The organism is Klebsiella ornithinolytica, assembly GCF_030505655.1.
Lineage (GTDB): Bacteria > Pseudomonadota > Gammaproteobacteria > Enterobacterales > Enterobacteriaceae > Klebsiella > Klebsiella ornithinolytica.
On the sequence record NZ_CP130153.1, the window covers coordinates 423064 to 435977 of the forward strand.

The following is a 12914-nucleotide window of genomic DNA, read 5'->3' on the forward strand; positions in this document are numbered from 1 at the left end:
GTCTTAAGCGCAGGGTGCTGTCGGAGCTTTCTCCACAGCCGGAGAATGTGGTAATTAGTTAGGCAGCATGAAAAAGAATCGCGCTTTTCTGAAATGGGCAGGGGGTAAATACCCCCTGCTTGACGATATAAAGAAACACTTGCCGCAAGGCGATTGTCTGATTGAGCCCTTTGTTGGCGCAGGGTCGGTATTTCTTAATACCGACTTTTCTCGTTATATTCTGGCGGACATCAACAGCGACCTGATCGGTCTTTACAACATCGTTAAATTGCGGACGGATGAGTACGTTGCGGCGGCGCGTGAAATGTTTACGCCCGAGAATAACGCGGCAGAGCAGTACTATCAGTTCCGTACTGAATTCAACCAAAGTCAGGATCCGCTGCGTCGTGCGGTGCTGTTCCTGTATCTGAATCGCCATGGCTACAATGGCCTGTGTCGCTATAATCTGCGCGGCGAATTTAACGTACCGTTCGGCCGTTATAAGAAGCCCTACTTCCCGGAAGCTGAGCTGTATCATTTTGCCCAGAAGGCGCAGAATGCGTACTTCTACTGTGAGTCGTATGCCGACAGTATGGCGCGCGCGGACGGTTCTTCGGTGGTCTATTGCGATCCGCCGTATGCGCCGTTATCGTCTACCGCCAATTTTACGGCCTATCATACGAACAGCTTTAACGCCGAGCAGCAGGCCCATCTGGCGCAGCTGGCGGAGAACCTGCTGGAGCAGCGGGTTCCGGTTCTGATTTCCAACCACGATACGGCGCTCACGCGCGAATGGTATCGTCAGGCTAAACTGCATGTCGTCAAAGTTCGACGCAGTATCAGCAGCAACGGTGGTACACGAAAGAAGGTGGACGAGCTTCTGGCTCTTTACCGTCCGCCCAAGACTAAATAATTTCAAGGAGATGCGGATGAAGCAGTATTTGATTGCCCCTTCGATTCTGTCGGCTGATTTTGCCCGCCTGGGCGAGGATACCGCCAAAGCGCTGGCTGCAGGTGCGGACGTTGTGCACTTTGACGTGATGGACAACCACTACGTGCCGAATCTGACCATCGGCCCTATGGTGTTGAAAGCGCTACGCAACTATGGCATCACCGCCCCGATCGACGTGCACCTGATGGTGAAACCGGTCGACCGCATCATTCCTGATTTCGCCGCGGCGGGCGCCAGCATCATCACCTTCCACCCGGAAGCCTCTGAGCACGTCGATCGCAGCCTGCAGCTGATCAAAGAACATGGCTGTAAAGCCGGTCTGGTGTTTAACCCGGCCACGCCGCTGAGCTACCTTGATTATGTGATGGATAAGCTGGACGTTATCCTGCTGATGTCCGTTAACCCGGGGTTCGGCGGTCAGTCCTTCATCCCCCAGACTCTGGATAAACTGCGCGAAGTGCGTCAGCGCATCGATGCGTCGGGTTATGATATTCGTCTGGAAGTCGACGGCGGCGTGAAGGTCAGTAATATTGCGGATATTGCGGCGGCAGGCGCAGATATGTTTGTTGCCGGTTCGGCGATTTTCGATCGTCCGGACTACAAGGAGGTTATCGATCAAATGCGTAGTGAATTAGCAAAGGTTAGTCATGGATAAATTACACTCTGTTCGCGGTGTCGCCTTTGACCTTGACGGCACGCTGGTCGATAGCGCGCCGGGTTTGACGGCGGCGGTTGATAGCGCGCTCTATGCGCTGGAGCTACCGATGGCCGGCGAGGCGCGCGTCGTAACCTGGATCGGCAACGGTGCGGATGTTCTGATGGAGCGGGCCCTGAGCTGGGCGCGTCAGGAACGCGCAACCCAGCGTGCTGCGATGGGGAAACCCTCCGTCGATCATGACGATATTCCACAGGCAGAGCAGCTGATGGTGCTGCGTAAGCTGTTCGATCGCTACTATGCTGAAGCGGCGGAAGAAGGCAGTTTTCTGTTCCCGGCGGTGGCTGATACGCTTGGCGCACTGCATGCGAAAGGCCTGCCGCTGGCGCTGGTGACCAACAAGCCGACGCCGTTCGTTGCGCCAATTCTGGACGCGTTGGATATCGCGAAGTATTTTACGGTCGTCATCGGCGGCGATGATGTGAAGAATAAAAAACCCCATCCGGATCCCCTGCTGCTTGTGGCGCAGAAGCTGGGCCTGGCGCCTGCTGAGCTGCTGTTCGTTGGTGATTCACGTAATGATATCCAGGCGGCTAAAGCCGCGGGCTGCCGCTCCATCGGGCTGACCTACGGATATAACTACGGCGAGTCGATCGCGCTCAGCGAACCGGACTACATCTTTGACCAGTTTAATGAACTCTTGCCCGCTCTTGGGCTACCGTATAGTGAAACTCAGGAATTGAAAAATGACTAAGCCCATCGTTTTTAGTGGCGCACAGCCCTCAGGTGAATTGACCATTGGCAACTATATGGGTGCGCTGCGTCAATGGGTGAGCATGCAGGATGATTATCACTGCATCTACTGCATCGTAGATTTGCATGCCATCACCGCGCGTCAGGATCCTGAGAAACTGCGTAAAGCGACGCTGGATACTCTGGCGCTTTACCTGGCATGCGGTATCGACCCGGAGAAAAGCACCATCTTCGTTCAGTCGCACGTGCCGGAGCACGCGCAGCTGGGCTGGGCGCTGAACTGCTACACCTATTTCGGTGAACTGAGCCGTATGACCCAGTTCAAAGACAAATCCGCGCGCTATTCGGAAAACATTAACGCCGGTCTGTTTGACTATCCGGTGCTGATGGCGGCGGACATTCTGCTGTATCAGACCAACCAGGTTCCGGTTGGCGAAGATCAGAAACAGCACCTGGAGCTGAGCCGCGATATCGCGCAGCGCTTCAACGCCCTTTACGGCGAGGTGTTTAAAGTGCCTGAGCCGTTTATTCCTGCCTCCGGCGCTCGCGTGATGTCCCTGCTTGAACCGACAAAGAAAATGTCCAAGTCAGACGACAACCGCAATAACGTGATCGGCCTGCTGGAAGACCCGAAATCGGTGGTGAAGAAGATTAAGCGTGCAATGACCGACGGTGACGAGCCGCCTGTTGTTCGCTATGACCAGCAGAATAAAGCCGGTGTTTCCAACCTGCTGGATATCCTCTCGGGCGTCACCGGGCAGAGTATTCCGCAGCTGGAGCAACATTTCGAAGGCAAAATGTATGGTCACCTGAAAGGCGAAGTGGCTGATGCGGTGTCCGGTATGCTGCTGGAACTGCAGGAGCGCTATAACCGCTTCCGTAACGACGAAGCGTTCCTCAATCAGGTGATGAGAGACGGGGCGGAAAAAGCCAGCGCTCGCGCGTCGCAAACGCTGAAAGCGGTCTATGAAGCCATTGGTTTTGTGGCTAAGCCGTAAGCGATAGCCGGGAGAGAAACAGAAAAGGGCGGGTCAATCCCGCCCTTTTGTATTTTCAGCATATGCGACGTTTGCCGGTCAGTTTCTCGGGGTCCGCGAGCCGAACCCGAAACGTCAGTATCAGTGATGGGAGAACCAGTTCAGCTTGTCGCGCAGGCTGACCACGCGGCCCACGATAATCAGCGCCGGGCTGGCCATCTGCTGCGCCAGAACATCCAGCCGATCTAAGGTGCCGGCGACGACTCTTTGGCTGACCGCCGTGCCGTTCTCAACGATAGCCGCGGGCATATCCGCCGCCATGCCGTGAGCAATCAGGTTCTCCCGGATAGCAGAGGCCTGGTTCAGCCCCATATAAAACACCAGCGTCTGCTTCTCTACCGCCAGGTTTTCCCAATCCAGCTCGCCGCCTGTCTTCAGATGGCCGGTGATCAGGCGGACGCCCTGGGCGAAATCGCGATGGGTTAACGGGATACCTGAATAGGCGGAACAGCCTGAAGCCGCGGTAATTCCTGGTACCACCGAGAAGGGGATCCCGGCGTTGCACAGGGTTTCCAGCTCTTCGCCGCCGCGGCCAAAAATAAAGGGATCGCCACCTTTCAGGCGCACCACGCGACGTCCGTTCTGCGCCTCGCGCAGCAGGATCTGGTTAATCTCTTCCTGCGGCACGCAGTGATAGCCCGCGCGTTTACCGACGAAAATCCGATCGGCGTCGCGACGTACCAGATTCATAATGTCGTCAGAGACCAGGCGGTCATACACCACGACGTCCGCCTGCTGGATCTGCTGGAGCCCTTTGAGAGTCAGCAGCCCGGCATCGCCGGGACCGGCGCCGACCAACACCACTTCGCCACGGTGATCCAGCGGCTCTGTTAACAGTTGCTCGGTAGTATCGGCAACGGCCTGGCGGTCTTCATTGGCCAGCGATTGCGCCAGACGGTCGTTGATGAACAGCTTTTCCCAGAAACGTCGACGTTCGCCGACCGTCGCAAACTGTTTTTTCACCCGCGACCGCAGCTGGCCGGCATAGTGGGCCAGCTGGCCTAAGTGGAGCGGCAGAATCGACTCCAGCTTTTCCCGCAGCAGCCGCGCCAGCACCGGTGAGGTACCGCCAGAGGAGACCGCGACCATCAGCGGCGAGCGGTCAATGATCGACGGCATAATAAAGCTGGCCTGCTGCGGCGCATCGACCACGTTACAGAATATCCGCCGTGCCTCTGCCGCGTCGCTGACCTGCTGATTGACATCCTCATCGTCGGTGGCGGCGATGGCCAGCCAGCAGGTGTCGAGAAGCGTCGGGGTGAACGGCGCTTGCACCAGGGTCAGCATCTGTGAATCGGCCCACACATGGAACTGCGGCGAGAACCCCAGCGCGTTGACCGTGACTCTGGCGCCGGCATCGAGCAGCAGGCGCGCCTTGCGTTCGGCAACATCACCGCCGCCGACCAGTAAGCAGTCGCGGCCGCGCAGCTGACAAAAAATAGGTAAGTGATCCACGGAACATCCTCGCAGCAAGCAGTGGGAGAGGGGTAAGCGGTCGTAGCATAGCAGCAGAGGGTTGGTACAATATACGATTTTTCGGGCGCCTACCGCTTAGTTGGCATAAGAAGAAAATATGGTTCCCGCCGGAGCGCGGCGGGAACCTCAGGGCATCATGCCTTCAGCTGAACGTTGCCGTCTTTCACGCGCGCATCGAAATGCGCAATGGAGTGGCTTGCATCTTCCATGCACAGGCCGTCGCGCAGACGGAAGCGCTGTTTCTTCAATGGGCTGGCGACCCACAGCTCACCCTCATGCTCGGCAATGATGCCTCGCGACAGCACGCTGGCATTGAAGAACGGGTCGATATTGCTGATCGCATAGACCCGATCGTCATGGTAAGGCCGGAACAGGGCGACCTGCTGCTGGCCCAGCAGCGCACAGACGCCGGTTGCAGGCAGAATATCGTCAATCTTGCAGATGTTTACCCACTGGCTCATGCGTTCTCCTCCACCAGAGTGACCGGGATACGCTCATACGGCGTCGCCGGACGGTGCTGCTCGCGTTCCGGTACGACCTGGACATTCGGGTCGCGCTGGTTGCTGTTGATAAAGTGTTTGAAGCGGGTTTGTGCCGCCGGATTGTTGACCGTCTCGGTCCACTCACAGGCGACAGCGGCACGCAGACGCGCCAGCTCTTCTTCCAGGTGGGCGTTCAGGCCCAGCTTGTCGTCGATAATGACGCTACGCAGGTAGTCGATGCCGCCTTCCATGTTGTCTAACCACGGCGCGGTACGCGTCAGCTTATCGGCGGTACGGATATAGAACATCATAAAGCGATCGAGATAGCTGAGCAGCGTTTCGCGGTCGAGATCGGCAGCCAGCAGGTCGGCGTGACGCGGCTTCATCCCGCCGTTGCCGCAGACATATAAATTCCAGCCCTTCTCGGTGGCGATAATCCCCACATCCTTACCCTGCGCCTCCGCACATTCACGGGTACAGCCGGAGACGCCAAACTTCATTTTATGCGGCGTACGGATGCCTTTGTAGCGATTTTCCAGCTCGACGCCGAAGCCCACGCTGTCGCCGACGCCGTAGCGGCACCAGGTGCTGCCGACGCAGGTTTTCGCCATACGCAGCGCTTTGGCATACGCGTGGCCGGTTTCGAAGCCCGCTTCAATCAGCTGACGCCAGATTTCAGGCAGGTCGTCTTTTTGCGCGCCGAACAGGCCGATACGCTGGGAACCGGTGATTTTGGTGTAGAGATTATATTCGCGCGCGATGCGCCCTACGGCCACCAGACCTTCCGGCGTAATTTCGCCGCCGGCGGAGCGCGGGATAACCGAATAGGTCCCGTCTTTCTGGATATTGGCGAGGAAGTTATCGTTCGTATCCTGCAGCGGCGTATGCTGAGGCTTGAGAATGTACTCATTCCAGCAGGAGGCCAACAGAGAGCCAACGGTCGGCTTACACACTTCGCAGCCGTAGCCTTTTCCGTGTTTCGCCAGCAGCTCTTCGAAGGTTTTAATCCCTTCTACGCGAATCAGGTGGAACAGCTCCTGGCGGGAGTAGGCAAAGTGTTCGCACAGATTGTGGTTCACTTCGATCCCCTGTTTCGCCAGCTCCGCGTTCAGCACCTGGGTCACCAGCGGAATACAGCCGCCGCAGCCGGTACCGGCTTTGGTTTCTGCTTTCAGCGCGGCGACGGTATGGCAGCCTTTGTTGATGGCGGAAATCAGCATCCCTTTAGTCACGTCGAAGCAGGAGCAGATTTGCGCGCTGTCCGGCAGTTTATCGACGCCGATTGACGGCTTACCGCTGCCGGCGTGTGCCGGCAGAATCAGCGAGTCCGGGTTTTCCGGCAGTTCAATACCGTTGAGCACCAGCTGCAGCAGATTGCCGTAATCGCTGGTGTCTCCGACCAGCACCGCGCCAAGCAGGGTTTTATTGTCTTCGCTGACGATCAGTCGTTTATAGACTTCTTTGCTTTCATCAAGATAGACGTAGCTGCGGGCGCCAGGCGTGCGGCCATGCGCATCGCCGATGCCGCCCACGTCAACGCCAAGCAGCTTCAGTTTGGCGCTGAGATCGGCCCCGATAAAGCGGTTGTCGTTGCCGAGGAGATGGTCGACGGTCACCTGGGCCATTTTATAACCCGGCGCCACCAGACCGTAGACGCGGTTGTTCCAGCTGGCGCATTCGCCGATAGCATAGATATCCGGATCGGAGGTCTGGCAGGTGTCATTGACCACGATACCGCCACGCTGCGCCACGGCCAGACCGCATTGGGTCGCCAGCTTATCGCGTGGACGAATACCGGTTGAGAAGACGATAAAATCAACCTGCAGCTCGCTGCCATCGGCGAACTGCATGGTTTTTCTGGCCTCGCTGCCCTGCTGGACAATCTCTTTGGTGTTTTTGCTGGTATGGACCTTCACGCCCATACTTTCGATTTTACGCTTCAGCTGCTCGCCGCCCATATTATCCAGCTGTTCGGCCATCAGCATGGGGGCAAATTCGATGACGTGGGTTTCCACGCCGAGGTTTTTCAGCGCGCCGGCGGCTTCGAGGCCCAGCAGGCCGCCGCCGACGACGGCGCCGCGTTTGCTGCGACGCGCGCAGGATTCAATCGCGTTCAGATCTTCAATGGTGCGGTACACAAAGCAGTCCTGAGTGTCCGCGCCTTTGATTGGCGGGATCCACGGATAGGAACCCGTCGCCATCACCAGCTTGTCGTAAAATACGGTGCGTCCCGCGCTGGAGTGAATCACTTTCTCCTGGCGGTTAATGGTAATAGCGCGTTCACCGATCAGGACTTTAACGCCATGTTTCTCGTAAAAACCTTCACGGACCAGCGAGAGCTCTTCGGCGGTGTGATGGGAGAAGTAAGACGACAGGTGGACGCGGTCGTAAGCGATACGGGGTTCTTCACAGAACACGGTAATGTCGAACTGTCCGGCAGGCGCCTTATCAAGAAGCTCTTCGATAAAGCGATGGCCAACCATGCCGTTACCGATAATAGCGATTCTGACTTTGCTCATTTTTGCCTCGATTTCTTTTCTATTACCGCCTACCTTAACGATTCAGCCAGTACACTTATTGATACAAATCAAGATCGCCCGCGCCTACCACTTAATGGGTATGCTTATGATTTTCCTGGATTTTTATAAGTTATGGAAAACTCAGGCTTTTCCTTATTGTTGCTTTTGTGTACAAAATGGATGCGGGGGAATGTTTATGGGTTGGGCGAAAAAACGGCATATTCACGGGAGTCATCAAGATGACAGCAGTTCCGCTTTGGTTGATTGAGAACGTACGTTTGCCCGATCGCGAAGGGCTATGGCAGATCGCGATAGATAAAGGCTGTTTTGGCGATATCACCCCGATGGGCGATGCGCGCAGCGAAAGTTATGAAGTGCTCAATGCCCGCGGTGGGCTCGCGATCCCGCCATTTATTGAACCGCATATTCATCTCGATACCACCCAAACTGCCGGCGAGCCAAACTGGAACCAGTCCGGGACGCTGTTTGAGGGGATTGAGCGCTGGGCAGAACGTAAGGCGCTATTGAGTCACGAAGATGTGAAGGCCCGGGCGTGGAAGACGCTGAAATGGCAAATCGCCAACGGGATTCAGTTTGTCCGCACGCACGTTGACGTGTCTGACCCGACGTTGACGGCATTAAAGGCGATGCTGGAGGTGAAACAGGAGGTAGCGCCATGGGTAGATTTGCAGATAGTCGCCTTCCCCCAGGAGGGGATCTTATCCTACCCCAATGGTGAGGCCTTGCTGGAGGAGGCCCTGCGGCTCGGGGCCGATGTGGTCGGCGCCATTCCGCACTTTGAGTTTACCCGCGAGTATGGCGTGGAATCGCTGCATATCGCGTTCCGTCTGGCGCAGCAGTATCAACGCCCGCTGGATATTCACTGCGATGAAATTGACGACGAGCAGTCGCGGTTTGTCGAAACGGTGGCGGCTCTGGCGTTGAAAGAGGGCATTGGCCCACGGGTTACGGCCAGCCATACCACCGCGATGCACTCCTATAACGGCGCCTATACTTCGCGGTTGTTTCGGTTACTAAAGCTCTCGGGAATCAACTTTGTTGCTAACCCGCTGGTCAATATTCATCTCCAGGGGCGTTTTGACGATTATCCAAAGCGCCGTGGCATCACCCGAGTGAAGGAGCTGATGGCGGCGGGTATTAACGTTTGTTTCGGTCACGATGATGTTTTCGACCCGTGGTACCCGCTGGGCACCGGCAATATGCTGCAGGTGCTGCATATGGGGTTACATGTCTGTCAACTGATGGGCTATCAGCAGATCAACGATGGGCTGAAGCTGATTACCGACAACAGCGCCCGCACCTTTGGTCTGCACGATTACGGTATTGTGCCGGGCTATCCCGCGAATCTGGTTATTCTGCCGGCGGAGAATGGCTTTGAAGCGGTTCGCTGTCAGGTACCGGTTCGCTGGTCGATTCGTCAGGGACGGGTGATTGCCACAACGCAACTGGCGCAGACCTGGATCCAGACCGACAGAGGAGGAGAGGAGCTGTTCTTTAGTCGAAACAGCCCCTTCACTGAAGCAAAGGGGCCAACAAAGGCTTAGTGGGAGGCCGCAGCCGCGTTGTGCTGGCGGTGGCGGGAGACGAAGCCAAGGATTAAGCACATCACAAAGACCACGGCGTAGAGGCCGTTAGCGGTGTGCAGCGCTGCCAGCGGGCCGCTGGCAGCCACAATCGGACCGGTCACCACGAAGGTCAGCATTGTGCCGATGGTGCCGCAGGTAAGTACAAAGTTCACCAGTTTCGGCGACGCGACTTTGGTTTGTAGCGAACCCAGCGTAATAAGCGAGGTGTAAATCGCGCTGGAGAAGAAGCCGAGGGTCAGAATAAACCACGGCATATGCTCCGGTGAACCGTTGATGAACAGGTACATCAGCACGGTGGCGAGACCAGCCAGTACGGTCAGGATGCGCTGCAGGTCGAAGAAGCGCAGGATGAAGCTGAACGACCACATACCAATCATGTACGACATCCAGAAATCACTCACCAGCTTACCGCCATCGGCCAGGCTCATGCCCAGGGTCTTGGCATACTCCGGTACCCAGGAGATAAAGCCCAGCTGACCGAGGATGTAGCACAGCGCCGCAATTGCGAGGAACAGCACGCCGATGCCCCATTTTTCTTTCACGACCGGCTGGTTATCCTGCTGTGCTTTTTTGCCAAGAACCGGGAACTCACAGCCGAAGGTCAGAATAAAAATGGCAACGTAGACCAGCCCAATGCAGGCATAAACCCAGTACCACTCGATACTGCGGGCCAACAGGAATGCGGCGACCATCGGGAAGATCATCCCCGCCATGCTGAAGAAGGAGTCGGTAAACAGCAAACGCGCGCCACGCTGGCGGCCTTCATACATATGGGTGATCAGGAAGGTCCCGATCGACATGGTGATCCCGCTGACCAGCCCCAGAACGAACATGGACGCGGAGAACAGAGCCAGGCTGTGGCTAAACATCAGCCCGGCAACGGCCAGGACCATCAGAATGAAGCCAAAACGCAGCTGGGTTTTCAGCGGCACAATTTCCATCAGCCAGGCGTTCAGGAAGATAGAGATCAGGATACCGGCGTTGAGGAAAGTAAAGGTGTTGCTCATACTGGAGACGGGCAAATGGAAATAATCGGCGATATTTCCCATCACCATTCCGGTGACGATCACCAGCGCGCCGGTGAGGGCGTAGGAAAAGAAGCTGATCCATGTGAGCTTGATACGATTGCTGTTAGTCATGACTGGCCTGTGAATAGAAATGTAAAGCGCATTGACTGCGCCAGGGCGGACAGATTTTATTCATTCGAGTGATGTAAGCAAACGTTTATTATGCAATGAAATGCTTTTTGCATGGATTAGTGTGATTTGGATCGCCTTTATTTATCGCGCTGGTCAATGCGTGCGCCGTAACAACTATTTCAGCTACGTAAAATTAGGTAAAAGGCTGGCCCAGGATGCAAAGGCTCTTTAGAATCAAAGCACTTGCTTTTTATTCTGCTCCGTTAAGGAATTCCCATGCTCAAATCAACTCTGGCGGCGGTGGTTGCCGTTTTCGCCATTTCAGCTTTCTCTCCGGCAATGGCAGCGAAGGGCGATCCTCATGTACTGCTGACGACGTCTGCGGGCAATATTGAGCTGGAGTTAAATAGCCAGAAAGCACCGATTTCCGTGGATAACTTCCTGAAGTATGTGAACAGCGGCTTCTATAACAATACGACCTTCCATCGCGTGATTCCGGGCTTCATGGTGCAGGGCGGCGGCTTTAACGAACAGATGCAGCAGAAGCAGCCGAACCCGCCGATTAAAAACGAAGCCGATAACGGTCTGCGCAATACCCGCGGTACTATCGCAATGGCGCGTACCGCCGATCAGGACAGCGCTACCAGCCAGTTCTTCATTAACATTGCGGACAACGCCTTCCTTGACCACGGGCAGCGTGATTTTGGCTATGCGGTCTTCGGCAAAGTGGTGAAAGGCATGGACGTGGCGGATAAGATTTCCCAGGTTCAGACGCACAACGTCGGACCGTACCAGAATGTACCGTCCAAACCTGTCGTTATCCTCTCAGCAAAAGTCCTGCCGTAAGCCTTTCTGTGCGCGGGTAACATTGCCCGCGCCTCGTCGGCCTCTCTGCGTAACCTGAAATTGCTGCTTATACTTGTGGCAAACAGGGGACGATAAGGGAGGCGACCATGCGTTCACTCACCGATAAGCAAAAAGCCCAGCTCTGGGAACAGACCCGCAATGTGAATTTTCAGGCCAGCCGTCGCCTGGAGGGGGCAGCGATCCCGCTGGTGACGCTGACTGCCGAGCAAGCGCTGGCGCGTCTTGCCGAGATCAGGAGGCGCCATGAGCAGTAAATATGGCGACGATCGCGACCCTTACCTCTACCCTGCGCTCAATGTGATGCGTAACCGTCTCGGTATTCGTCAGGCGCAGCGGCTGGAGCAAACGGCCTGGGAAATCACCTCCCTGCGTGCGGCGACGCTGCCGCTGGGACCGCGCGGCCGCGGGCTACCCTACCTCTGTTTCATTCATCATCAGCTCTATCAGGATATCTTCGACTGGGCGGGGCAATTCAGAGAAGTCGATATCTATCAGGGGGATACTCCTTTCTGCCATTTTGCGTGGATTGAGAAAGAGGGCAATGCGCTGATGCGGGCGCTGGAGGAAGAGGGCTACCTCAGCGGAATCAGCCGCGCGACGTTCGTCACGCGTCTGAGTTGGTACTACGGGGAAATCAACGTCCTGCACCCGTTTCGCGTCGGTAGCGGCCTGGTTCAGCGAATTTTCTTTGAACAGTTGGCTCTTCACGCCGGGTTTGTGCTCGACTGGCGGGATATCGACCCCGATAGCTGGAGCCAGGCTAACCAGCTGGGGGCGATGGGCGATCCCGAACCCCTTGAGCGGATCTTTCGCAAAGTGGTAAGCGAAGCGTGAGAATCTGAGTAGAATAGCCCGGTTTTATTCTTTCCGGAGCCGCTATGATCCTGCTTATCGACAACTATGATTCTTTCACCTGGAACTTGTACCAGTACTTCTGTGAACTGGGGGCGGAAGTGCTGGTCAGGCGCAATGATGAGCTGGCGCTTGAGGAGATCGCGGCGTTGATGCCGGAGAAAATCGTGATCTCTCCCGGGCCCTGTACGCCAAATGAGTCAGGCATTTCGCTGGCGGTGATTGCTCGTTATGCCGGTCAGGTTCCGCTGCTGGGCGTTTGTCTTGGCCATCAGGCCATCGCCCAGGTCTTTGGGGCCACTATCGTGCGAGCGGCGAAAGTGATGCACGGCAAAACTTCTCCCATCTATCATAACGGGCAGGGGGTCTTTCAGGGGCTGAATAATCCGCTGACCGTTACTCGCTACCACTCTCTGCTGATTGATCCCGCGACGCTTCCTGAATGCTTTGAGGTGACGGCCCGCAGTGAAAGCGGAGAGATTATGGCGATTCGCCATCGGGAGTGGGATCTCGAAGGGGTACAGTTCCACCCGGAAAGTATTCTCAGCGAGCAGGGACATCAACTGCTGGCAAACTTCCTCAATCGATGATTTGTA

13 protein-coding genes are annotated in these 12914 nt (G+C 56.2%); 9 read left to right on the forward strand and 4 right to left on the reverse strand.

The annotated features are described in order from the left end of the window. The first annotated feature begins 67 nt into the window (after window positions 1-67). Genes dam through trpS form a run of 4 tightly spaced genes read left to right on the forward strand, consistent with a single transcriptional unit; the run spans window position 68 to window position 3337 of the window. Complete coding sequence (gene dam / locus Q1L34_RS01890) at window positions 68-892, forward strand: adenine-specific DNA-methyltransferase (RefSeq protein WP_004868446.1); 825 nt, start codon at window positions 68-70, stop codon at window positions 890-892. Between the two features lie 16 nt (window positions 893-908). Beyond that, window positions 909-1586: a ribulose-phosphate 3-epimerase gene (gene rpe, locus Q1L34_RS01895; protein WP_004868444.1), complete on the forward strand. Its 678-nt coding sequence runs from the start codon at window positions 909-911 to the stop codon at window positions 1584-1586. Beyond that, window positions 1579-2340, forward strand: coding sequence for a phosphoglycolate phosphatase (gene gph / locus Q1L34_RS01900; protein WP_004868442.1), 762 nt, complete (start codon window positions 1579-1581; stop codon window positions 2338-2340). Before rpe ends, gph begins: the two co-directional genes overlap by 8 nt. Next, entirely contained in the window at window positions 2333-3337 is a 1005-nt protein-coding gene (gene trpS, locus Q1L34_RS01905) for a tryptophan--tRNA ligase (protein WP_015585618.1), read from the forward strand. The genes gph and trpS overlap by 8 nt, the downstream gene beginning before the upstream one ends. Before the next feature lie 120 nt (window positions 3338-3457). On the opposite strand, the gene cysG is transcribed toward trpS, so the two are convergent. The 3 genes from cysG to nirB all read right to left on the reverse strand — a co-directional run bounded on the left by cysG (window position 3458) and on the right by nirB (window position 7853). Then, entirely contained in the window at window positions 3458-4831 is a 1374-nt protein-coding gene (cysG, locus tag Q1L34_RS01910) for a siroheme synthase CysG (RefSeq protein ID WP_004868439.1), read from the reverse strand. 155 nt (window positions 4832-4986) lie between these two features. Next, complete coding sequence (nirD, locus tag Q1L34_RS01915) at window positions 4987-5313, reverse strand: nitrite reductase small subunit NirD (protein WP_004868437.1); 327 nt, start codon at window positions 5311-5313, stop codon at window positions 4987-4989. Beyond that, complete coding sequence (gene nirB / locus Q1L34_RS01920; RefSeq protein ID WP_004868435.1) at window positions 5310-7853, reverse strand: nitrite reductase large subunit NirB; 2544 nt, start codon at window positions 7851-7853, stop codon at window positions 5310-5312. Before nirB ends, nirD begins: the two co-directional genes overlap by 4 nt. Before the next feature lie 239 nt (window positions 7854-8092). On the opposite strand from nirB, the gene Q1L34_RS01925 reads away from it, so the two are divergent. Continuing rightward, on the forward strand, window positions 8093-9418 hold the full coding sequence (locus tag Q1L34_RS01925) for a cytosine deaminase (RefSeq protein ID WP_004868433.1): 1326 nt from the start codon (window positions 8093-8095) through the stop codon (window positions 9416-9418). Here Q1L34_RS01925 and tsgA read toward each other — a convergent pair. After that, window positions 9415-10599, reverse strand: coding sequence for an MFS transporter TsgA (gene tsgA / locus Q1L34_RS01930; RefSeq protein ID WP_004868431.1), 1185 nt, complete (start codon window positions 10597-10599; stop codon window positions 9415-9417). The two genes, Q1L34_RS01925 and tsgA, sit on opposite strands and share 4 nt — an antisense overlap. A 276-nt stretch (window positions 10600-10875) precedes the next feature. On the opposite strand from tsgA, the gene ppiA reads away from it, so the two are divergent. The 4 genes from ppiA to pabA all read left to right on the forward strand — a co-directional run bounded on the left by ppiA (window position 10876) and on the right by pabA (window position 12908). Continuing rightward, window positions 10876-11445 carry a peptidylprolyl isomerase A gene (ppiA, locus tag Q1L34_RS01935; protein WP_004868429.1) on the forward strand — a complete coding sequence of 190 codons (570 nt, stop codon included), beginning with the start codon at window positions 10876-10878 and terminating at the stop codon, window positions 11443-11445. A gap of 107 nt (window positions 11446-11552) precedes the next feature. Further along, window positions 11553-11720: a YhfG family protein gene (locus tag Q1L34_RS01940; RefSeq protein ID WP_071359808.1), complete on the forward strand. Its 168-nt coding sequence runs from the start codon at window positions 11553-11555 to the stop codon at window positions 11718-11720. Then, window positions 11710-12300, forward strand: coding sequence for a putative adenosine monophosphate-protein transferase Fic (locus tag Q1L34_RS01945; RefSeq protein WP_004868424.1), 591 nt, complete (start codon window positions 11710-11712; stop codon window positions 12298-12300). The genes Q1L34_RS01940 and Q1L34_RS01945 overlap by 11 nt, the downstream gene beginning before the upstream one ends. Before the next feature lie 44 nt (window positions 12301-12344). Next, the gene (pabA, locus tag Q1L34_RS01950) at window positions 12345-12908 is read left to right on the forward strand and encodes an aminodeoxychorismate synthase component 2 (RefSeq protein WP_182952162.1); all 564 of its coding nucleotides are present in this window, start codon (window positions 12345-12347) and stop codon (window positions 12906-12908) included. Window positions 12909-12914 lie beyond the last annotated feature (6 nt).